This window comes from Streptomyces sp. Edi4 (assembly GCF_040253615.1).
In the GTDB taxonomy this organism is placed as follows: Bacteria; Actinomycetota; Actinomycetes; order Streptomycetales; family Streptomycetaceae; genus Streptomyces.
The window spans coordinates 7,622,531-7,644,511 of record NZ_JBEJGY010000004.1; the positions used below are offsets into that span (position 1 = coordinate 7,622,531).

Consider the following 21,981-nt stretch of genomic DNA (forward strand, 5'->3'; position numbering starts at 1 on the left):
CTGTGTGCGCCGCCGCGTCGCCGTGGCGTGGACGGTCAGGACACCCGGCGCACCGTCATCGGCAGGCCGCCGCGGATCCGCAGGGTGAGCATCGCCTCGCCCGCCACCTCATACCCGGGCACCTTCGACAGACGCAGCTCACGCGCGAGCGTGGCGAGGACGACGGTGGCCTCCATCATGCCGAGGCTGTTGCCGACGCAGAACCTCGGGCCCGCCCCGAAGGGGATGTAGGCGTACCGGTTGCGGCCCGCCGACGCGGCCGGCGCGAACCGCTGCGGATCGAAGCGGCCGGGCGCCGCCCAGAACTCCGGGTGGCGGTGCAGCAGATAGGGGCACAGCAGCACATCGGCGCCGGCGCCGACCCGATACCCGCCGATCTCGTCCCGCTCGCGGGCGATGCGGGGCAGCAGCCAGACCGGAGGGTAGAGCCGGACGACCTCGTTGAGCACCTGCGTCGTGTACGTGAGTTCGTGCAGGCTCTCGACGGTCAGCGGTCCGTGCCCGAACACCTTCACGGCTTCCTCGTGCAGCTGCCGCCACACCTGCGGGTGCTCGTCCAGCAGATGGAAGGCCCAGCTCAGGGTGCTAGCGGTGGTCTCGTGCCCGGCGAGCAGCAAGGTCACGAGCTCATCGCGCATGCGGACCCGTCCGGCGTGCTGGTCCGCTTCGTGGCGGACCGACTCGATCAGCCGCGAGACGATGTCGTCGCCGGCGGGACCGGCCGCGCGATCGGCGGCCAGCCGGTCGACGATGCGCTGAAGATCCCGCCGGGCCCGCCGGAAACGCGTCTGAAGCGGCAGCGGAAGCCACAGCGGCACGGCGCCCAGGGTGATCGCGTCGAACATCGCCTGGTTCTGGACGGCCTCGAAGGACGCACCGAGCGAATCGAACTCGCTGAGGTCGGCGTCGACCAGCGTCCGCCCGAGCACGCCGAGCGTGAACGCGGTCATCTCCTCACGCACGTCCACCGGACCCCTGCCCGCCAGGGCCCCGAGCCGGGCGGCCAGTTTCTCGGCCTCCTCGCAGACGGCCCCTAGTTGCCGGGTGATTCGTTTCGGCTGGAAGACCGGCTGGATCACCTTGCGCTGGTTGCGCCACGTCTCGCCGTCGCTGGTGAGCAGACCGTCCCCGAGGGCGCGCCGGGCATGGATCATGCCGAGGCCCTTGGTGTAGTTGCCCGCGTTGTCGGCCAGGATGTGCTTGGCGTGGTCGGGGTGGTTGAAGAAGTGGAGCGTCTTGGGTCCGAGCGGCAGACGGACCGCGTCGCCGTAGGTGCCGGCGGCCCACACCATGACGTCGAGCCGGCTGCGCACCATCCGGGCGAGGACGGGCAGGGTGAACAGGCGCGAGGGGCCCGGCATGCGGCCGCGCCGGCGGTGGGGCGGAGCATGGGTGGTGGTCACGGAGTGGCCCGCCGTAGTTCGTCGAGCCCCGAGGAGATGCGTTGGCGCCAGAGTTCGTAAGCCGGCACGGCGGTGCCGTCCAGGGGCTCGGTACGGCTCTTGTCGGCGAGCTCGGCCGCCCGGGCCGGCGTGATGCCGCAGAGCAGCTGGGTCGCCATCTTGGTGTGCTCCGTGACGAGACCGGCCTGGAAGCGGGCGGTCGCGGCGAAGACCGCGCCCTGGGCGACCTGGGGGCGGTGGGCCCCCGCGCGCCGCAGGAAGATCTTCAGCTCGTCCTGGTCGGCGGCGCCCGCGTAGGTGGTGGCAAGTCCGGCGCCGCTGTAGAGGTCGGCGCGCCGGGTCGCGTCGAACGCCTCGATCAGGTCGGCGGCCCGGCCCGGGTCGGCCCCGGCGACGAACCAGATGGCCCGGCCGATGCCCTGGTCGATCACCCGGCTCGCGTAGGAGGCAGGTCCGCCGACGGGCCAGGGGAAGTCCGGTTCGCGGTACTGCTGACGTACGTACCGCTCGGTGTGGAAGTAGGCCTGGTGGAAGCCGTACCCGTCCAGTACGAGCCAGCGCAGCAGCGGATCCGTGGCGGCCGCCGAAGCCTTCGCCCAGCGGAACCGGGGCAGCCGCGCCATGGCCCAGCCCATTCCCACATGGACCATGTAGATGTGGTCGCGGGCCCTGCCCTCGAGGAAGCGGCTCACCTGGGTGCCGCCGAACGGGAGACCGTCGCGGATCGCGAAGCCCATGCCCGCGCCCTCGTAGGCGAAACCGCGGAACTCGCTCGGCACCGACTCCAGGCGCTCTTCGGCCTCTTGTGGCACGCGGGCCTCTGCCGCGTACGCGTACCCGGTCAGGAAGGTCTCGCCCACCGTCTCCAACAGCTCGCGCGCGGCGGGGCTTTTCACATGGAAGCCGCGCACGGAAAGGTGCGCCTGGGACGCGCTCGGGGTCAGGACGCGGCGCCTGAGCGCTCGCCACCTACGGCTCATGCTGGTCTCCAATCGGCGGATCGCCTGTGGCCCGGAGATCTGAAGGTGAGCGTGTCCGCGCCGGGCGGAGCACGCCGGGGTCGGCTTGCTGAGGTGACGCCACGTCAAAGAGACGCGAGCTCCGGGGCGCGCAGCGCGGTGCGTTTCGGCTCGGGCAGAAGCCGGTTGTCCAGCTCCGGCAGGGCCAGCAAGATCGGCAGATCGGTCCGGTCCACGGTGCGCATGGGGATGCGGAGTTCGACGTCCTGACCGGAACGCATCACGACGGGCTTGCCGGCGCCCAGTAAGAGGGGATGGCGCGCCCAGGGGCGGGGATCGACATCGGCCCAGCGCACCGCGACGGCCGCCGCGCGTACGTACCACTCGCCGACGGGCACCGCGCTGAGCCGGTACTTCCGTATCCGGCAGTCGTTGGTGGGGCACTCCAGGATGTCGCAGGAGACCGGCATCCCCTCGACGATGGGGCTGCCGAACGCGCCGACATAGACGCGCAGCGGTGTCTCACTCGGTGGCAGTACCACGGTGCCGTACACCGTGCCGGAGCCGCGGTCACTGCCCAGGTCGAAGCGGGGCAGTGGCGGCAGCCCGCTGTGGGACAGTGAGCGGAAGCGGGTGGGTGAGACGCCGACGCTGCGGGTGAACCGGGTCGTGAAGGTGCCCAGGCTGTTGTAACCCACCTGGTACGCGATGTCGGTGACGCTCAGTGACGTTTCCAGCAGGAGATTCTTGGCGCTGTACAGACGAATCGCCGTCAGGAAGCGCCCGGGCGAGGTACCGGTGATGGTGCGGAAGACCCGCGAGAAGTAGAACTTGCTCAGTACTGCGGTGTCGGCAATCTCGTCCAAGGACAAGGGTTCACTGTAGTGATCCCACATCGTCGTTATGGCACGTTCCACCGCAAGCTTTGATACCTCCACAGGACCCCCGTCGTCAGATGCGGCCAGCCCATGATCGGCTGACGATTCGCTTCACCAGCCGCTGAGATGCGGTTCGATGATGCGCATGCTCCCATCTTCCGCACTTCTTTGAAGTTGCCTGTATCGGATTTGCAGCTGTCAGTTTCCATGTGAGGGGTGGGGGCGGTCGTGCCAGCGTGTCCGGTGTTCCTCCTGAACGCCCTCCGGTCCGGGCCGGACTTTCTCAACGGCCCCCTGACCTCGGCCTCTTGGCGTTCGATGCGACGGATACGCCCGAAGGGCGACGCGCGCCCCCGGCGGCCGCGGTTGGCCGGCGCCGGTCAATCCCCCGGAGAAGAACGTGGGACCGCCATCCAATTCGACCGTCTAAAGGGCGGTCGCCGCGCACATTCCGAATCTGTGATTCCGCTGTTACCGCAGGGGGTCTCCGGCTGGGCCACGAAGATCATTGGAAGGCGCGGTTCTGCGGTCGCGGCGGCGAATGTCCGCGTTCCGGCGCGACGCCGTTCGCCCCGTCGATCATCATAATTGGCGGACAGGGAAAGGGAATTGGTGATCGAGTCCGGCCCGCCCGCGCGCGTGAATCCCATTACGCATGGTGACGCCTTGGGGGTGCGGCGCTCACGAGGCCGGGGCGGTCCGCTCCTTCTGGCGGCCCAGTGCGACGTCCATCGCCGTCGCCGCCCTGGCGCCGTCGTCACCGGCGCCCACCAGCATCCCGCACACCAACGTCTGGAAGCAGGTGTCGGCGTCGTAGGGCTCGATGAGGTACCCGCCGAGCTCCAGTGTGACGAGCCCGTGCACCCCGATCCACATCTGATGCGCCACGCGCGCCGGGTCGTCGGAGCGGAACCGGCCCGCCTCCATGCACCGGGTGACGGCCGCCACCAGGGTCTCCAACGTATAGCGCCCGTGCTGCCGTTCGTCGTCCGAGAGCGCGAAACCGCCGAGGCTCGCCCCGCCGAACATCACCGAATACAGGTGCTGATGCTCCAGCGCGTTGGCGCGGTAGGCGTACCCGAGCGCCGCGACATCGGCGACGGGGTCGTCGGTCTGTGAGACCTCGGTCATCCGGTCGTTCAGCCGCCGGAAACCCTCATGGACCACCGCTTTGACCAGGTCGTCCATGCCGCCGAAGTGTGTGTACACCGCGGTGGTGGACGTGCCCACGGCGGCGGCGAGGCGGCGCGTGGACAGGGCGCCCGGGCCCTCCTCCTTGAGGATGCGCGCCGCCGTCACGATCAGATTCGCGCTCACTTCGGGGTCGGCTTTTCGAGGGCTCACCCTTGACATGGTCGCACAGGGACCCGAACATAACAACGTTACGTAACGCTGGTATGTGACGGAGGCGGGATGGACGGCACACGGTATGTCCAGGCAGACAACTACCGGCCGGTCTCCCGGGAGACCACCGTGGTCCGGCCCGAAGTGGCGGGCAGCCTACCGCCCGGACTGAACGGCACCTTCGCCCGCATCGGCCCCAACCCCCTGGGCCCGCCCGACGCGCGCCGACACGCCTTCGAAGGTGCGCCGATGGTGCACGCCATCCGCATCCAGGACGGCCGCACGCAGTGGTACCGCAACCGGTGGTTGCGCACCGACCGGGTCTGCGCCCACCTGGGGGAGCTGCCCACTCCTGGCCCCCGGCACGGCCTGTCCGACGACGCGGGCGACAACCTCCTCCAGCACGGGGGCCGCGTCCTCGCGCTCGGCGACGGGGGAGTGCTGCCGGTCCGGATCGACGCCGACCTGACCACATCGGCCCGTGTCGACTTCGACGGGACCCTCCCGGCCGGGTTCTCCGCACACCCGCAAACAGACCCGCTCACCGGCGAGATGTTCGCGGTCGCCTACTGCCACGAGCCGCCGTACGTCCTGTATGTGGTCGTCGGCGCGGACGGCCGGGTACGCAAAACCCTGCCCATCGCGGTGAAGAGCGCGCCCATGATGCACGCCTTCTCACTGACCGAACGCCACGCGATCTTCTACGACTTGCCGGTCGCCTACGACCCGGCCGCCGCGGCCGGCGGATCGCGCGTCCCCTACCGCTGGCGCACGGACCACGAGTCCAGGATCGGCGTGCTGCCACGCGAGGCCACCGATCCCGAGGTGCTGTGGATGGACGTCGACCCTTGTTACGTCTTCCATCCGCTCAACGCCTATGAGCGCGGCGACCGGATCATCATCCACCTGGTGCGCCACCCCCGGGTCTTCGACCGCGAGCCGCTGCGGCCCGGCGAGAGCGCCCCCACCCTGTGGAGGTGGACGGTCGACCCGCGCGCCGGCACCGTCGTCGAGCGACAACTGGCCGAGCAGGCGCAGGAGTTCCCCAGGATCGACGACCGCTACAAGGGGTCGTACAACCGCTATGGCTTCGCGGTCGCCATGTCGCCCTGCGGCAGCGGAGGTTACCTGGCGGGCCCCGGTCTGCTCCGGCACGATCTCGCCCTCGGCCGCACCGAGACCCACGACTTCGGTCCCGGCCGCCACGGCGGCGAAGCGGTCTTCGTGCCGCGCGGACCCGACGCGCCCGAGGCGGACGGCTGGCTCCTGAGCCTCGTCCACGACGCGGCAAGTGACCACAGCGACCTGGTCGTTGTGGACACCGCCGACTTCACCGGAGCGCCGGTGGCGCGCGTGCGGCTGCCCGTTCGCGTGCCGCACGGACTGCACGCGACATGGATCGCGGGCTGACCCGGCCCGCCGCCCCGCCCGATCGGGTCAATTTGGAAGAAGGCGTGCGCCGCCGGGGTCCCTAGTCTCGTCTGGAGTGTCCGACCGGACGAAAGGAATGCTCGTGGCGTTGAAGGTCATCGACCGTGCCCGGGGGGAGTTCGAGCATCCGGCAGCGTTCTGGTGCGGCGTGCTGCTGTCCGCCGTGGGTGTCGCGCTGCATCTGCCGATGTACTTCGGCGCACGCGACATGCACTACATGATGTCCGGGATGCACCCGGACGCCGCCATGGTCACTGGCATGGTGCTCATCGTGGTCGGTTTCGCGGCGTCGCTCTACGGCGTGCTGCCCGCGCGCGGAGGCGAGATCCAGCGGTCCGCGCGGCGCATCCGCGTCACCGCCATCGACGACGCCCCCATCAAGGGCCAGCACATCGCGCTGCTCGTCGTCCTCGCCGTCGCCATCACGATCGACGTCATGAAACCGGCGACGCTGTCCTTCGTCGCGCCCGGCGTCGCCCAGGAGTACGGGCTGAAATCCCCCGCCAACCCGCACGGGCACATCCCGGTCTCCTGGCTGCCACTCCTCGGGATCGGCGGAACCGTGGTCGGCTCGTGGATCTGGGGCTGGCTCGGTGACCGCATCGGGCGCCGCTCCTCCATCCTGCTCGCCGGCATCCTCTTCGTCACCACCTCCATCTGCGGCGCGATGCCCGGCTTCTCCTGGAACCTGCTCATGTGCTTCCTGATGGGGCTCGGGGTGGGCGGCATGCTGCCCATCGCGTTCGCGCTGATGGCCGAGACCATCCCCGCACGGCACCGGGGCTGGCTGATGGTCCTCATCGGCGGCGACATCGCGGGCGCCTATGCGGCCACGAGCTGGCTCGCCGGATGGCTCACGCCGACCTACAGCTGGCGCATCCTGTGGCTCATCGGTCTGCCCACCGGACTGCTGTTCATCGCGCTCAACCACTGGATCCCGGAGTCACCCCGCTATCTGATCGCCCGTGGCCGTCAGGAGGAGGCCGGCGCGATCATGGCCAGGTACGGCGCCGTCGTACGGGAGGTCCCGGCCGGCGCCCCCGACGCCGAGGCGCCGGTCCGCGAGAGCGCCCAGCGGCTCCTGCGGCGCCCGTTCACCGGCCCCACGCTCGCGATCACGGTCCTCGCCCTCGGGACGGGCCTGGTCACCTACGGCTTCCAGCTCTGGGTGCCGACCAACCTGCAACACCTCGGGTTCTCGGCGGTGAAATCCGACTACGTCGTTCGCAACGCCGCGCTGCTCGGCCTCCCCTTCACCGTTCTGGTGGCCGTGGCGTACGGATGGTGGGGCAGCCGCAGGACGATCATCACGCTCTCGCTGGCCTCCGCGCTTGCGCTCGGCGGCTTCGCCGTGGCGGGCGACTCACTCGTCCACCACCATCTCGTACTGTCGCTGCTGCTGGTCGTGCCGCTCTCCGCCGTCAGCTCGGTGGCGGCCGTCGTCTCGGCGTACGCCGCCGAGATCTACCCCACGATGCTGCGTTCACGGGGCTCGGGCCTCGCGGCCGGCATGACCAAACTCGGCGGGGTGCTCATCATCGCGATCGTGGTCGCTGCCACGAGCGTCCCCTCGATCGCCGTGACCGCCGTCATCGGAGCGGTCCCGCTGGTCCTTGCCGCCGTCCTCTTCCTGTGGATCGGCCCCGAGACCAAGCGCCGCAAACTGGAGGAGATCAGCGGGGAGTTGATGGCCACGGCCGAGACCTAGAACCTCCCGCACCGCACGCGACGGCCCGGCGCCCCAAGGCGCCGGGCCGTTTTTCGCGCGTGATCCCGCGCGTGCCGGTACTCAGTGCCAGGGCGCCGTCGGGAACCAGATGTAGCCCATCAGATGCAGCACCCGCACATCCCAGTACAGGACCGCGAACACACCGGCGATCAGGAAACCCGACGCGCTCAGCGCACTGACCCGGGCCGGCTCTGCCGCGAGCCAGCGACCGGCCCGCCCCCGCAGCACCACCGAGATCAGCAGGACGATCAGCGACATCACGACGATGTTCCCCAGCGACTGGAGTGCGAATGAGGCCGCCCCGTACAGCGGGTTGTGGTGCTGCGCCGCGCTGCGGAACATCTGCCCGAACAACGGGTAGGGGCGCCCGATCAGGAAGGCGCCGATGAGGATGCCCATGAGGATCAACGGCGCGTTGCGAAAGCGCCGGGAGATCGCGGCCAGCGGATCCGGCACGACACCCGCGGCCGCCAGACCCAGCACGATCATGACGACACCGATGACACCGAAATCGGTCATCGCCTGGATGATCCTCGGTGAGAGACCGGGGGAGTGGGTGGTGGAGAACTGCGGCATGTGGGTGCCGAAGACGCCGACCAGCGCGCCGTACAGCGCCGACAGCGGCAGCATGCCGGCGGCCAGCCAGCCGATGGGCCGCGCCATGCGGGCCAGCGACTCCCGGCGTGACAGGGCCGATTCACCGACCAGAGGACCCACCGCGCCCAGCACCATCACATTGCACGCGGTGAAGGAACCCGCCAGACCCGACACGAAGGCGAAGAGCACACCCGAGGTGACGCCGGCGATGGGGGTCGTGAGCGCGTTGTGCCCGAGCATGGCGTCCGCCGCGTTGAAACCGATCTGGTCGTCGGCCAGTTGCGGCGACCAGGCATACGCCAGCAGAAATCCGAGCACAACGCCGACCGCGATCACCAGGGAACGGCGCCGGGGAAACAGGCCGTTGACGAACATGGATGTACCGGTCTCGTGAATCGCCGGTTTCTCGGCGACGGCATGGGTCATGAATATCCTCCCGAAGGGCCGAGGCGGCCGCACGGCGCGGTCGTCAGCCGTTGAGTCTCGGACCCCTTCCGCTCTTCCGCTTCTTCCATCCTGCCCACATTCCAAGGCGCGTGGACCGGCACCACCAGGATTGCGCTTTCCTTTCCGGGAGGCTGCGGTGACGGCAAGAGGAGAGAAGCCCGACGCAGGTCCGGGCGGCATCCTGGAGACGTCGAGCAGGCGCTCCCACGCACCTTCATCCACGGACGACCGCGCGGACGACCGCGATTATGGGGAACCCATGGGCACTCAGCGATATGAAGTGGCAATTCTCGGATCTGGAATCGGCGGATCGATGCTCGCGTGCATCCTCGCCCGGCACGGAGTTTCCACTCTGCTGCTGGAAGGCGCCAGCCATCCGAGATTCACCATCGGCGAATCACTGATTCCCGAGACCGGCCTGCGCCTGCGCATCGTCGCCGAGAAATACGGCGTCCCCGAGATCGGCTGGATCGGCACGTTCCACAAACTCCGCAGGCATGTGAGCAGCAACTGCGGAGTAAAGCGCTCCTTCGGTTTCATGTACCACCGGGCCGGCGAGGAGAACAGGCCCGAGGAGATCAACCAGTTCGGGACGCTGACGCCGCCCGTCGGCCCCGACTCCCACCTCTTCCGCCAGGACACCGACGCCTACCTCGCCGCGCTCGCGGTCACCTACGGCGCGAGGTTCCATTCCGGGACCCGTATCGAGGACATCGACTTCGGGGACGACGAGGTCGCACTCCGCGCCACCTCCGGCGAGACCTACCGCGCCAAGCTCCTCATCGACGCCTCCGGCATGCGGTCGATGGTCTCCGACCAGCTCGGCATGCGCGACGAGGTGCCGCGCTTCCGCACCGACACCCGCGCCATCTACACCCACATGATGGGAGTCAGGAGCACCGATCTCCTCCTGGACCCCAAGGACCGGCAGAAACTGATCACACCGCTCGGCCAGTCCACCATGCACCACGTCTTCGACGGCGGCTGGATGTGGGTCATCCCCTTCAGCAACCACCGCGCCGCGACCAACCCGCTGACCAGCGTGGGCCTGATGCTCGACCGGCGCAAACACCCCGAGCCGCACGGCACGCCGGAAGGGGAGTTCCGCAAGATCATCTCCGCCTACCCGACGATCGCCCGGCACTTCGCCGAGGCGCGCGCCGCGCGCCCCTGGGTCCGCTCGGGCCGCATCCAGTACTCCTCGCCCCACCTGACCGGACACCGCCTCATCCAGCTCCCCCACGCGGCCGCCTTCATCGACCCGCTCTACTCCAGCGGCATGTCGGTGCTCATCGCCGCGGTCGACATGATCGCCGAATCGCTGCTCAAGGCCGTCGTGGAGAACGACTACGCGACCGAGCGGTTCAAGCCCATGGAGGACGTGGTCAACCGCGGCTTCGACCACTACGACACCGTCGTCTCCGGCTCCATCGACTCCTTCGCCAGTTACGAGACCTGGAACGCGTGGAACCGCAACTGGGTGATGGGCAGCCTCCTCGGCACCTTCGGCCCGCTCTCCCTGCTGATGCGTTACCACAAGACGAAGGACCGCTCCCACCTGGAGAAGACGACCGAGCCGAGCCGCATGGGAGTGCTCGGCAGCCATCTGCCGGGTGTCGTCGAGATGGCGCAGGCCTCACGCCTCCACATGGACGCCGCACTCGCCGGCGAGATCACCCATCAGGAGGCGAGTGAGCGCATCTTCGCCCGCTTCCGCGCGATCGACTTCCTGCCGACCTACATGGGCTTCGGCGACCCCGAGAAGACCGCGACGGCGACGTTCACCCTGCTTCCCGGCGCCCGCCACGTGATGTGGTACCGGATGCACGGGGACGCGCTGTACCGGGACAACTGCGTCTTCCCGCTCCTGACATACGCACGGGACGGCGCGGCCTTCGTGCTCGACGAGACGCGCGACGCCTACCGGCGCGGTTTCTCCGCGCTGCGCGACGTCCTGTTCGCCCGCAACGGCGACTGGCGGCACATCGCCCCGGCGCTCGCCGCGCACCCCGAGCTCGTGACCCCGGTCCAGGCGCACACGCCGGGCCCGCAGGAACCGCCGGGACTCGACGACATCGAGACCTCCCTGACCCAGGCCGCGCCGACCGAGACCCGCTGAACGGGCGGCGCCCGGCGTGAGACCTCGTACGCCCCAAAACGGCGTGGGCCTCAAACCCCCATTGCCGCACGGTAGTTCGGGCCCCCCGCCCGGACGCGCCGCCCAAAGACGCCCCGCACCTTCATGACCGTACTTTCGAAAGGAGATCGCCATGAGGCTGAGGATGCGTCTTCGTCGGCTGGTGCCGGGCGTCCTTGCCGTCGCCGTCGCCACCACGCTGTTCTTCGGCGCGGACAGCGCGGTCAGCGTGTCCGGCGGCGCGCGGACCGCCGCCAAGTACACGTTCCACGAACTGCCCATCACCCTGCCGCCCGGCTACGACAACCTGCACATGAACACGATCCGTCAGGTCAACCCGGCCTACCAGAAGGTCCGTTCATGGATCTCGGCGGTGGGCGCCGGCGTCGCCATCAACGACGTCACAGGACACGGGCGCGCCGACGGCATGTGCCTGGTCGACACCCGCACCAACAAGGTGATCGTCACCTACACGCCCACCGCCCCGGCGGCCGACCGGTTCACGCCGTTCACCCTCGAGGCGGCGCCGCTGCCCTACGACGACACGATGGCGCCCACCGGCTGCGCGGCGGGCGACTTCACCGGGGACGGGCGCATGGGCTTCCTCGTGACGTACTGGGGGCGCACCCCGATCCTGTTCCTGCCGAGGACGAGCGCCACCTCGCCCTCACCGAGCGCGTACGTGCCGCAGGAAATCGTGCCCTCGCAGTCGGCCGACGGGACCTACCACGGCCCGCGCTGGAACACCGACGCCGTGTACATCGCGGACCTCGACGGCAGCGGACACCCCTCCGTCATCGTCGGCAACTACTTCCCCGACTCCGACGTACTCGATCCGCACGGCCTGAAGAACGTCGTGATGACCAACAGCCTCTCCTCCGGCAACAACGCCGGCGGCGACCATGTGCTGCGCTGGCACGACGCCACCTCCGGTGACCACCCGGCCGCCCGCTACGTCGAGGAGAAGGACGCCATCCCCTTCCAGATCTCGACCGGCTGGACGCTCGCGCTGTCCGGGGCGGACCTGACAGGTGACGGTCTGCCGGAGGCCTACATCGCCAACGACTTCGGCCACGGCCACCTCCTGTACAACCAGTCGACCCCGGGCCACATCAAGTTCACCGAGGCCAAGGGCGTGCGCACGGGCACGACCCCCAAGTCGTTCGTGCTGGGCAACGGCTCCTTCAAGGGGATGGGCGTCGACTTCGCCGACCTGAACAGCAACGGCAGCTTCGACTTCTTCGTCAGCAACATCAACGTCGCCTGGGGCCTTCAGGAGAGCAATCTGCTCTTCGTCAACCACGCCGCGGACCCGGCCGACATGAAGAAGCAGCTCAGCAAGGGCATCGCCCCCTTCGAACAGGAAGCACAGCAGTACGGCCTTGCGTGGACCGGCTGGTGCTGGGACGTCAAGGCGGGCGACTTCCTCAACCAGGGGCAGCAGGACGTGATCCAGACCGACGGTTTCGTCAAGGGCACCAACAACCGGTGGAACTGGCTCCAGGAGGCGGCCACCGAGAACGACGACCTGCTGAGCAACCCGGCGATGTGGCCCAACTTCCAGCCCGGTGACGACGTCTCGGGCCATGAGGCCCTGGCCTTCTACGCCAAGAACTCCAACGGCACCTACGTCAACGTGAGCTCCGATCTCGGTCTCGCCGAGCCCACCCCGACCCGGGCCGTCGCCACCGGCGACACCACGGGTACGGGAACCCTGGACTTCGCGGTGGCACGGCAGTGGGGAGCGCCCGCGTTCTACGCCAACAAGGCGCCGGACCTCGGTCATTCGCTGGAGCTGAAGCTGTACCGCCCCTCCACCGACCAGAGCGGCGCCGGCAAGGGTCTGGAAGCCATCGGCGCGCCCGCCTACGGCGCCACCGTCCAGATCACCACCCCGCAGGGCACCCAGATCTCCCAGCTCGACGGCGGCGGCGGCCATGTCGGCTTCCGCAGCTTCGACGTCCATTTCGGGATCGGTTCCTACAGCGGTCCCGTCTCCGCCCACCTCCAGTGGCGGGACGCCGACGGGGGACTCCACCAGCAGACGCTGCGGCTGAGGCCCGGCGTCCACACCCTGATGCTCACCGGCACCGCCCAGGAGGTTTCGAGCCCATGACCGCCGCCCTGCACCCCACTCCGGCCGAGACCGCGCCATCGAGCGCCGCCGTCAAGCCCCCCAAGGCGAAACCCGACCCCCGGTATCTGGCGCTGCGCAACTTCGCGATGTCGATCACCGCCTTCAATGTGTTCGGCTACACCCTGCTCGGCTTCGAACAGCCCTATCTCTGGCCGGTCTTCGCCGTCCTGATGGGTTACACGACCGAGATCACCTTCGAGCTGATCAGCGCGTGGGCCTACCAGCGCAGGCCACGGTTCCTCGGCGGCGGAGCGCGCGGACTGTATGAGTTCCTGCTGCCATCGCACATCACCGCGCTCGCCGTCAACATGCTGCTCTACGCCAACAACCAGATCCTGCCGGTCCTGTTCGGGGTGTTCGTCGGCGTCGCGGGCAAGCACGCGTTCCAGGCGCCCGTCAACGGGCGGATGCGGCACTTCATGAACCCGTCCAACTTCGGCATCACGATGACCCTCGTCTGCTTCGGCTGGGTCAGCATCGCGCCGCCGTACGAGTTCACCGAGAACGCGAACACGTACTTCCGCATCATGATCGCGATCATCATCGCCACGGCGGGCACCGTCCTCAACACCATGCTCACCCGGAAGGTGCCGCTGATCGTGGGCTGGATGGGCGGCTTCGCCATCCAGGCCTTCGTCCGGCACGGCATCTGGGACGTCGCGCTGTTCTCGGCGCTCGGTTCGATGACCGGCGTGGCGTTCGTGCTCTTCACCAACTACATGATCACCGACCCCGGTACGACACCGACGAAGGGCCGGGCCCAGTTCATGTTCGGCGGATCCGTCGCGTTCGTCTACGGGGCCCTGATGCAACTCAACGTCACCTACACCCTCTTCATCGCCCTCGTCGTCGTCTGTGGTGCCCGGGGCGTCGGCTGGTGGGCCGTGTCCCTCTTCCAGCGCCGTCGAGCCCGGCGCGGGCCCGACACCACGGCGGTGAGCCAACAGATCCCGGCGCGGACGCCGCAGACCACGGACGCGGGGGCGATACGGGCATGAGCGGTCACCGGATTGCGGTCGTCGGGCTCGCGTGCCGCTACCCCGACGCGGACTCGCCCGAGCAGCTGTGGCAGAACGTGCTCGCCGGACGTCGCGCCTTTCGCCGGCTGCCGAACGAGCGCATGAACCTCGACGACTACTACTCACCCGACCGGACGGCCCCCGACCGCTTCTACTCCCGCAAGGCCGCCGTCCTGGAAGGCTTCGACTTCGACCGCGTGGGCCACCGCGTCGCGGGCAGCACCTTCCGCTCCACGGACATGACCCACTGGCTCGCCCTCGACACCGCGGCGCGCGCGCTGGGTGACGCCGGCTTCCCCGGCGGCGAAGGGCTGCCGAGGTCGGCCACCGGCGTGGTGATCGGCAACACGCTCACCGGTGAGTTCAGCCGCGCCAACCTCATGCGGCTCCGCTGGCCCTATGTACGGCGCACCGTCGGCGCCGCGCTGCGCGAGCAGGGCTGGGACGACACCGCGCTCGGCGCCTTTTTGCCCGGCCTCGAAGAGCGCTACAAGAGCGCCTTCCCGCCGATCGACGAGGACACCCTGGCCGGCGGCCTGGCCAACACCATCGCCGGCCGTGTCTGCAACCACTTCGACCTCCACGGCGGCGGCTTCACTGTCGACGGCGCGTGCTCCTCCTCGCTGCTGTCGGTGGCGACCGCGGCCAACGCCCTGGCCGCCCGTCAGCTCGATGTGGCCGTCGCGGGAGGCGTGGACCTGAGCATCGACCCCTTCGAGGTCATCGGCTTCGCCAAGACCGGCGCGCTGGCCACCGGGGAGATGCGGGTGTACGACCGTGCCTCCAACGGGTTCTGGCCCGGCGAGGGCTGCGGCATGCTCGTGCTGATGCGCGACGAGGACGCGATCGCGCGCGGTCTTCGCCGTTACGCCGTGCTCGCCGGCTGGGGCTACTCCTCCGACGGCAAGGGCGGCATCACCCGCCCCGAGGCAGCGGGACACCGCCTCGCGCTGCGGCGCGCCTACGAGCTGGCCGGATACGGCATCGAGACCGTCGCCTACCTCGAAGGCCACGGCACCGGTACGGCCGTGGGCGATGCGACAGAACTGCGGGCCTTCAGCGAGGCACGGCGCGCCGCCGACCCCACGGCGCCACCGGCGGCGATCAGCACGATCAAGGGCAACATCGGACACACCAAGGCGGCCGCCGGGGTGGCGGGACTCATCAAGGCGATCCTCGCCGTGCACCACGAAGTCATCCCGCCGGCCACCAGCCACCTCGACCCGCACCCCGAACTGACCGGCGAGCGGCCCGCGTTGAGGGTCCCGCTGGAACCCGAGGAGTGGCCCACCGGGCACCCCATCCGCTCCGGCGTCTCCTCCATGGGCTTCGGCGGCATCAACGCCCACGTCGTCGTGGAGCACGCCGACAGCGCACCGGACGCGGGCCCCGGCCCCAAGGTGCGGGCACTGTCCCGCTCGCGGCAGGACGCCGAACTGCTGCTGGTCGACGCGGACGACTTCGCCTCGCTGCGCGGACGGATCGCGCGACTGGCCGAGATGTGCGGCAGGCTCTCCTTCGCCGAACTCGGCGACCTCGCCGCCACCCTCGAACGCGAGCTGGGCGACCGCCCCTTCCGCGCCGCGGTCGTGGCCGGCGACCCCGAGGAGGCAGGGCGCCGCTTCGACTCGCTCCTGACCATGCTCGACAACGGCGCGCGCTCCGTCCTCGACACCGAGCACGGCGTCTTCGCGGGCACCTCGGCCCGCCCGCCCCGGATCGGCTTCCTCTTCCCCGGCCAGGGCGCGGGTCGACGCGGCGACGGCGGCGCGCTGCGGCGCCGTTTCGCCGTCGTCGACGAGCTCTACCGCACGCTCGCGCTGCCCTGCGGCACCGACCTGGTCGCGACCGAGAACGCCCAGCCGAGGATCGTCACGTCCTGCGTCGCGGGCCTGCGCATCCTGTCCCTGCTCGGCATCACGGCCGTCACCGCCGCGGGCCACAGTCTGGGCGAACTGACCGCGCTGCACTGGGCGGGCGCGATGGACGAGGCGGCGCTGCTGCGCGCGGCCGCCGCACGCGGGCGCATCATGGCACGGGCGAGCGCAGGCGGCGGCACCATGGCGAGCGTCGCCGCCGCGCCGGACGAGGTCCTGCCGCTCCTGGCCGGCGAGCCCGTCGTGATCGCCGGGTACAACAGCCCCCGGCAGACCGTCGTGAGCGGGCCGGCCGACGCCGTCCGGCGGGTGTGCGAGCGCGCCACGGGCCAGGGCCTGTCCGCCACCACCATCGCGGTCTCGCACGCGTTCCACTCGCAGGCCGTCGCCCCGGCGGCCACCGCGTTGCGCGACTTCCTGCGCGACGAACCCTTCGCGCCCCTGGCCCGCCCCATGGTCTCCACCGTCACCGGCGCCGCCCTGCCGGCCGGGACCGATGTGCCCCACCTGTTGACCCGGCAGGTGCTCGAACCGGTGCGCTTCACCGAGGCCGTCCAGACGATGGCCAAGGAGGCCGACCTCTTCATCGAGGTGGGCCCCGGGCGCATCCTCGGCAACCTCGCGGCGGAGACCGCCCCCGCGGTGCCCGCCGTGTCCCTGGACGCCGACAGCATGTCGCTCTCGGGGCTGCTGCACGCGGTCGGCATCGCGTACGCGCTGGGCGCTCCCGTCCGCCACGACCTGCTCTTCCGTGACCGCTTCACGCGTCCTTTCCCCTTCGACAAGACGCTGCGCTTCCTGGCCAGCCCCTGCGAATCGGCGCCGGAGAGCGACCTTCCGCACCTCGCGGCGCCCTGGGCCGAGCAGGCCGCCCCCGAGCCCGTCGCCCAGACGCCGGCGCTCGGGGACGACGTCGACACCCTGGAGGTGCTGCGGCGCCTGGCCGCCGAGCGGGCCGAACTGCCCCTGGAGGCGGTCGGCGCGCAGAGCAACCCCATCGACGAACTCCACCTCAGCTCCATCACCGTCGGACAGATCATCACCCAGGCCGCACGGGAACTCGGGCTCGCCGCGCCCCTGGCCACCTCCGCGTTCGCCACCTCGACCCTGGCCCAACTCGCCGACATGCTCGATGAGTTGAGCGACACCGCGCGCGAGGGGGAACAGGACACCACGCCCGACATCACCGGCGCGGGCCCCTGGGTGCGCGCGTTCTCCGTCGCACTCGTACCCGCCGAAGCCGGGCGGGCCGCCACGCCGCCCGCGCCCGGTGACTGGCAGCTCTTCGCCACCGACCGGCACCCGCTCGCCCCCGCCCTGCGCGCCGCGCTGCGACGGGCCAGGCTCGGCTCGGGGGTCCTGCTGTGCCTGCCGCACGACTGCGCCGAGGACCACATCCAGCTGATGCTCGCCGCCGCACGCGCCGCGCTGTCACCCGGCGCGCCGGGACGCTTCGTGGTCATCGGCGACCGGCGGGGCGCGGCCGGCCTCGCCAAGACGCTCCACCTGGAGGCGCCGGCCGTCGCCACCACCCTCGTCACCCTGCCCCTGACCGAGCCGGTACCGGCCGCGCTCCTGCGGGACATCGTCGCCGATGTCGCCGCGACCACGGGCTTCAGCGAGACCGTGTACGACGCGGCCGGTGTACGCCACATCCCGCTGCTGCGCCCGCTGCCCGCCCCTGACGCGCCCGGGCGCTCCGTGCCCCTGGACGCGCGGGACGTGCTGCTGGTCACCGGCGGCGGCAAGGGCATCACCGCCGAATGCGCGCTCGACCTGGCGCGTACCACCGGTGCGGCCATCGCACTCATGGGCCGCTCCGACCCGAGAACCGACCAGGAACTCGCGGCGAACCTGGCGCGCATGACCGAAGCGGGCGTCCACCACCACTACGTACGCGCCGACATTACCTCGGCCGACGAGGTCAAGGCCGCGGTCCAGGAGGTGTCCCAGGCGCTCGGCCCCGTGACGGCGCTCCTGCACGGCGCGGGGCGCAATGTGCCGCACGCGCTCGCCGACCTCGACGAGTCGTCCTTCCGGCGCACCCTCGCCACGAAGATCACCGGCCTGGAGAGCGTGCTGGCCGCCACGGACCCCGCCTCGCTGCGGCTCCTCGTCACCTTCGGCAGCATCATCGGCCGGGCCGGGCTGCGCGGTGAGGCGGACTACGCCACGGCCAACGACTGGCTCACCGACCTCACGCGCCGGATCGCGGCGGAGTACCCCAACTGCCGCTGCCTGGCGCTGGAATGGTCGGTCTGGTCGGGCACCGGCATGGGTGAACGACTCGGCGTACTGGAATCGCTGATGCGTGAGGGCATCCATCCCATCCCGCCGCAGGAGGGAGTCGCCGTCCTGCGGCGCCTGCTCGCCGACCCGGAGGCACCCCAGTCGGTCGTGGTCATGGGCCGCGCCGAGAACCTGCCCACCCTCGCCCTCGAACCGCGCGACCTGCCTTTGTTGCGCTTCGTGGACCGGCCCCGGGTGTACTACCCCGGCGTCGAGCTGGTCGTCGACGTGGACCTCGGCGCGCGCGACGACCCCTACCTCGGCGACCACCTGCTCGACGGCGATCTGCTCTTCCCTGCCGTGTTCGGCATGGAGGCCATGGCCCAGGCGGCCGCGGCGCTCACGGGCCACGTCGGCCCGCCGGTCCTGGAGGACGTCGAGTTCCACCGTCCCATCGTCGTCCCCGTCGACGGCACGACCACGATCCGGGTCGCCGTCCTCGCCACCGAACAGGGCACGGTCCAGGCGGTGATCCGCAGCGAGGAGACCGCCTTCCAGGCCGACCACTTCCGCGCGACCCTCCGCTACGACGTGCCCGCCCCCGACGACCCGACGCCCATGACGGCGACGGCGCCGTACGCGCCGCTCGACCCGAAGGAGGACCTGTACGGCCCGGTGCTCTTCCAGGGGGAGCGCTTCCAGCGGCTGCTCGGCTACCGGGACCTGGCGGCGCGGCACTGCGTGGCCGACGTGTCCACCACGGCCGGCAAGCCGTGGTTCGGCGGGTTCCTGCCGGCCGGGCTCGTGCTGGCCGACCCGGGCACACGCGACGCGCTCATGCACGCCATCCAGTGCTGTGTCCCCGACGCGACTCTGCTGCCCGCCGCCATAGAACGCCTCCACCTCGCCGACCCGGCCCGCTCGCGCACCTTCGACCGGGTCACCCTGCACGCCGCCGAACGCTCCCGCGACCACGACACCTACGTGTACGACCTCGACGTCCGCGATCCGCGGGGGGCGCTCGTCGAACGCTGGGAGGGGCTGCGCCTCCAAGCGGTCCGCAAGCAGGACGGCGCCGGGCCCTGGACACCGACGCTGCTCGGCCCCTACCTGGAACGCCGAAGCCCCGCCGTGCTGCCCGTCGCCCTGCGCGTCGCCGTGTGGCCCGACGAGGAAGCGGCCGCCCAGGACGTGGCCGGCCGGCGCGCGCGCACCGCTGCGGCGCTCGCCCTGGCGCTGGGCCACGAACCGGCCCTCAGCTACCGGCCGGACGGCAAGCCGGAGGCCGGGGCAGGCCCGCACGTCTCCTCCTCGCACGGCGCGGGCGTGACCTTCGCGGTGGCCGGGGAGCGGGCCGTGGGCTGCGACGTCGAGGAAGCCGTGGACCGTCCGGCGGGGGAGTGGCGGGACCTGCTCGGCGTGGAGGGACGCGCGCTGGCCGAGCTCATCGCAGGTGAGCGCGGCGAGGACCTGTCGATCGCCGCCACCCGGGTGTGGGGCGCGCAGGAATGCCTGCGCAAGGCTGGCCACGCGCGCGCCCAGCTGGTCATCTCCCGGGCGTCGGCGGACCGTTGGGTCGTCCTGCGCTCGGGCGGCCTGCGCATCGCCACGTTCTCCACGACGCTGCGCCAACGCACCGCACCGGTGGTCTTCACCATGCTCACCGAGACGAAGGAGGGCCGCGCGTGACCAAGCGACCGTACTACGAATACCGGCACCTGGTCGGCTTCGAGGAGACCAACCTGGTCGGCAACGTCTACTACGTCAACTACCTTCGCTGGCAAGGTCGTTGCCGGGAAATGTTCCTGCTGGAGCACGCCCCCGGCGTCATCGAGGAGATCCGCGACGACCTCAAGCTCTTCACGCTCAAGTGCGAGTGCGAGTTCCTGGCGGAGATCACCGCGTTCGACGAACTGTCCATCCGTATGCGCCTGGTGGACCTGACACAGACTCAGGTCGAGTTCGCCTTCGACTATGTACGGGTGCGCGGCGATGCGGAGGACCTGGTCGCCCGGGGAGGGCAGCGGGTCGCGTGCATGCGGGGACCCAACGCCGACACCCGGCCGGCCAAGGTGCCCGCGTCACTGCGCAAGGCCCTTGAGCCCTACGCCACGACCGCGCCCGCCACGCAGCCGCGCGTACTCGCCCACATCGTGAACGGTGACTGAACCATGGCCGACACCCACCGGACATCCCCCACGGGTCTCGCCACACCGGGCCCGCCCGCCCCGGGCGCGGTGGCCAGGCGTAACACCGACTTCGACCACAAGGGCATGCGCCGGGTGTTCGGCCGGTTCACCACCGGAGTCACCGTCGTGACGACGGGCGGTGCGACCCCGCACGGCATGACCGCGAACTCCTTCACATCGGTGTCGCTGAGCCCGCCGCTCGTGCTCATCTGCGTCCTGCGGGAGGCGGCCATGCACGAAGCCGTCCTCGACCAGAAGTCCTTCGCGGTGTCGGTGCTCTCGGAGCGCCAGCGGGAACTGGCCGGCTACTTCGCCGACCGCCGCCGCCCGCGCGGGCTCCAGCAGTTCGCCCCCGTCACCTGGGCGCCCGGCGCCCGCACCGGATCCCCGCTCATCACGGACGCCCTTGCCTGGCTCGAATGCTCCCTGACGGCCACCTACGACGGCGGCGACCACTCCATCTTCCTGGGCGAAGTCCTCGACATGGGGCTCAGGGACGAGCACGACGCTCTGCTGTTCTACGACGGCGCCTTCCACGGGCTGCGCGCCGAGAGAACATGACGGGCCAGGCCCCGCGAGCGCGCGGGGCCGGGTCGCTCACGGCAGCAGCGCCATCTTGCCGACCGTGGCGCGTGCCTCGACCTCCGCCAGCGCCTTGGGCCCGTCGGCGAGATCGTGGACCGTGGGCCGGCCCGCGGTGAGCACGCCCGCGCCGACGAGCGCGAACAGTTCCCCCATCACCTCGCCGAAGACCTCCGGCGCGGACTGGATCAACACCCCGAGGTTGAAGCCGATCACGTGCACCTGATGGCGGTAGACCAGGTCCCAGTTGCTGATCCGCGCCTCACCGGCGGGCAGGCCGGTCACCACGACCCGTCCGACGACGCGCTTGGCCGAGGCCAGGCTCGCCTGGAAGGTGGCGCCGCCCACCGACTCCACCACCAGGTCCACGCCCTGGGCCCCGGTCAACGCCAGTACCTCCGCCGCGAGATCGGGGCCGCGCGAGTCCAGGACGTGATCGGCGCCGAGCGCGCGTACCGTCTCGTGCTTGCCCGGCGATGCTGCCGCGATCACCGTCGCGCCGTAGTGCTTGGCCATCTTCACGGCTGCCTGGCCGGTCGCTCCCGCGGCGGCGTGGATCAGCACACTCTGGCCGGCCCGGATGCCGCCGAGCGGCTTGAGGGCGGCCAGGGCGGTGGGCCAGTTCACCATCATCCCCAGGGCCTGCTCGTCCGCCCAGCCCTGCGGCACCGGCATCACGGAGGCGGCGGACAGCACCATGTACTCCGCGAAGGCGCCGTATCCGACACCGACGACATGGTGGCCGGGCCGGGCGCCCTCGACCCCGTCGCCCACGGCCACGACCTCACCGGCTGCCTCGAAGCCCGCCAGGTAGGGCGGTTGCGGGCCGTTGTGGAAGGTGCCGCGGGACTGGGAGATGTCCGCGAAGTTGACGCCTGCCGCGCCGACGCGGATCAGGATCTCACCCGGCCCGGGCGCCGGCACCGGCGCGTCGGTGATCAGACGAAGGTCCTGCGGGCCGCTGAGCGACATCTGTCGCAAGGCGCGCATGGTGGGGGGAACGTTCATCGCAATCGGCTTCCT

At 70.5% G+C, this 21,981-nt stretch carries 14 protein-coding genes; 8 read left to right on the forward strand and 6 right to left on the reverse strand.

Annotated elements, in window-relative coordinates; translation table 11 throughout:
* Positions 1-35: 35 nt before the first annotated feature.
* The 4 genes from ABR738_RS36150 to ABR738_RS36165 all read right to left on the reverse strand — a co-directional run bounded on the left by ABR738_RS36150 (position 36) and on the right by ABR738_RS36165 (position 4,584).
* A complete protein-coding gene (locus ABR738_RS36150; protein WP_502964261.1) occupies positions 36-1,361 on the reverse strand; it encodes a cytochrome P450 in 1,326 nt (441 codons plus the stop codon).
* Between the two features lie 38 nt (positions 1,362-1,399).
* Positions 1,400-2,383: a DUF1702 family protein gene (locus ABR738_RS36155; RefSeq protein ID WP_350234227.1), complete on the reverse strand. Its 984-nt coding sequence runs from the start codon at positions 2,381-2,383 to the stop codon at positions 1,400-1,402.
* Between the two features lie 104 nt (positions 2,384-2,487).
* Positions 2,488-3,258, reverse strand: coding sequence for a helix-turn-helix transcriptional regulator (locus tag ABR738_RS36160; protein ID WP_350234885.1), 771 nt, complete (start codon positions 3,256-3,258; stop codon positions 2,488-2,490).
* 663 nt (positions 3,259-3,921) lie between these two features.
* Positions 3,922-4,584, reverse strand: coding sequence for a TetR/AcrR family transcriptional regulator (locus tag ABR738_RS36165; protein WP_350234228.1), 663 nt, complete (start codon positions 4,582-4,584; stop codon positions 3,922-3,924).
* 69 nt (positions 4,585-4,653) lie between these two features.
* Here ABR738_RS36165 and ABR738_RS36170 point away from each other — a divergent pair, with 69 nt between their 5' ends.
* Complete coding sequence (locus tag ABR738_RS36170; RefSeq protein WP_350234229.1) at positions 4,654-5,994, forward strand: carotenoid oxygenase family protein; 1,341 nt, start codon at positions 4,654-4,656, stop codon at positions 5,992-5,994.
* A gap of 103 nt (positions 5,995-6,097) precedes the next feature.
* Complete coding sequence (locus ABR738_RS36175; protein ID WP_350234230.1) at positions 6,098-7,723, forward strand: MFS transporter; 1,626 nt, start codon at positions 6,098-6,100, stop codon at positions 7,721-7,723.
* Positions 7,724-7,804: 81 nt separating this feature from the next.
* Here the strand turns inward: ABR738_RS36175 and ABR738_RS36180 are convergent, their stop codons facing one another.
* The gene (locus tag ABR738_RS36180) at positions 7,805-8,767 is read right to left on the reverse strand and encodes a hypothetical protein (RefSeq protein ID WP_350234231.1); all 963 of its coding nucleotides are present in this window, start codon (positions 8,765-8,767) and stop codon (positions 7,805-7,807) included.
* Between the two features lie 334 nt (positions 8,768-9,101).
* Between ABR738_RS36180 and ABR738_RS36185 the strand changes: the two genes are divergently transcribed.
* From ABR738_RS36185 to ABR738_RS36210, 6 genes are all read left to right on the forward strand, one after another.
* Positions 9,102-10,907, forward strand: a complete 1,806-nt coding sequence (locus ABR738_RS36185) for an NAD(P)/FAD-dependent oxidoreductase (RefSeq protein ID WP_350234232.1) — start codon at positions 9,102-9,104, stop codon at positions 10,905-10,907.
* 151 nt (positions 10,908-11,058) lie between these two features.
* On the forward strand, positions 11,059-13,041 hold the full coding sequence (locus ABR738_RS36190; RefSeq protein WP_350234233.1) for an ASPIC/UnbV domain-containing protein: 1,983 nt from the start codon (positions 11,059-11,061) through the stop codon (positions 13,039-13,041).
* Positions 13,038-14,060: an enediyne biosynthesis protein gene (locus ABR738_RS36195; RefSeq protein ID WP_350234234.1), complete on the forward strand. Its 1,023-nt coding sequence runs from the start codon at positions 13,038-13,040 to the stop codon at positions 14,058-14,060. Before ABR738_RS36190 ends, ABR738_RS36195 begins: the two co-directional genes overlap by 4 nt.
* The gene (locus tag ABR738_RS36200) at positions 14,057-19,876 is read left to right on the forward strand and encodes a type I polyketide synthase (RefSeq protein WP_350234235.1); all 5,820 of its coding nucleotides are present in this window, start codon (positions 14,057-14,059) and stop codon (positions 19,874-19,876) included. The genes ABR738_RS36195 and ABR738_RS36200 overlap by 4 nt, the downstream gene beginning before the upstream one ends.
* Positions 19,873-20,355, forward strand: coding sequence for an acyl-CoA thioesterase (locus tag ABR738_RS36205; protein ID WP_350234236.1), 483 nt, complete (start codon positions 19,873-19,875; stop codon positions 20,353-20,355). Before ABR738_RS36200 ends, ABR738_RS36205 begins: the two co-directional genes overlap by 4 nt.
* A gap of 3 nt (positions 20,356-20,358) precedes the next feature.
* On the forward strand, positions 20,359-20,937 hold the full coding sequence (locus ABR738_RS36210; RefSeq protein WP_350234237.1) for a flavin reductase family protein: 579 nt from the start codon (positions 20,359-20,361) through the stop codon (positions 20,935-20,937).
* A gap of 36 nt (positions 20,938-20,973) precedes the next feature.
* Here ABR738_RS36210 and ABR738_RS36215 read toward each other — a convergent pair whose 3' ends face one another.
* A complete protein-coding gene (locus ABR738_RS36215) occupies positions 20,974-21,966 on the reverse strand; it encodes a zinc-binding dehydrogenase (RefSeq protein WP_350234238.1) in 993 nt (330 codons plus the stop codon).
* Positions 21,967-21,981: the final 15 nt, after the last annotated feature.

What these genes read in the sequence shown, in the direction of transcription:
- ABR738_RS36150 (WP_502964261.1), bottom strand. Translation starts at nt 1,361, where the DNA reads ATGCCGGGCCCCTCGCGCCTGTTCACCCTGCCCGTCCTCGCCCGGATG.
- ABR738_RS36155 (WP_350234227.1), bottom strand. Translation starts at nt 2,383, where the DNA reads ATGAGCCGTAGGTGGCGAGCGCTCAGGCGCCGCGTCCTGACCCCGAGC.
- ABR738_RS36160 (WP_350234885.1), bottom strand. Translation starts at nt 3,258, where the DNA reads ATGTGGGATCACTACAGTGAACCCTTGTCCTTGGACGAGATTGCCGAC.
- ABR738_RS36170 (WP_350234229.1), top strand. Translation starts at nt 4,654, where the DNA reads ATGGACGGCACACGGTATGTCCAGGCAGACAACTACCGGCCGGTCTCC.
- ABR738_RS36180 (WP_350234231.1), bottom strand. Translation starts at nt 8,767, where the DNA reads ATGACCCATGCCGTCGCCGAGAAACCGGCGATTCACGAGACCGGTACA.
- ABR738_RS36185 (WP_350234232.1), top strand. Translation starts at nt 9,102, where the DNA reads ATGCTCGCGTGCATCCTCGCCCGGCACGGAGTTTCCACTCTGCTGCTG.
- ABR738_RS36190 (WP_350234233.1), top strand. Translation starts at nt 11,059, where the DNA reads ATGAGGCTGAGGATGCGTCTTCGTCGGCTGGTGCCGGGCGTCCTTGCC.
- ABR738_RS36195 (WP_350234234.1), top strand. Translation starts at nt 13,038, where the DNA reads ATGACCGCCGCCCTGCACCCCACTCCGGCCGAGACCGCGCCATCGAGC.
- ABR738_RS36200 (WP_350234235.1), top strand. Translation starts at nt 14,057, where the DNA reads ATGAGCGGTCACCGGATTGCGGTCGTCGGGCTCGCGTGCCGCTACCCC.
- ABR738_RS36210 (WP_350234237.1), top strand. Translation starts at nt 20,359, where the DNA reads ATGGCCGACACCCACCGGACATCCCCCACGGGTCTCGCCACACCGGGC.
- ABR738_RS36215 (WP_350234238.1), bottom strand. Translation starts at nt 21,966, where the DNA reads ATGAACGTTCCCCCCACCATGCGCGCCTTGCGACAGATGTCGCTCAGC.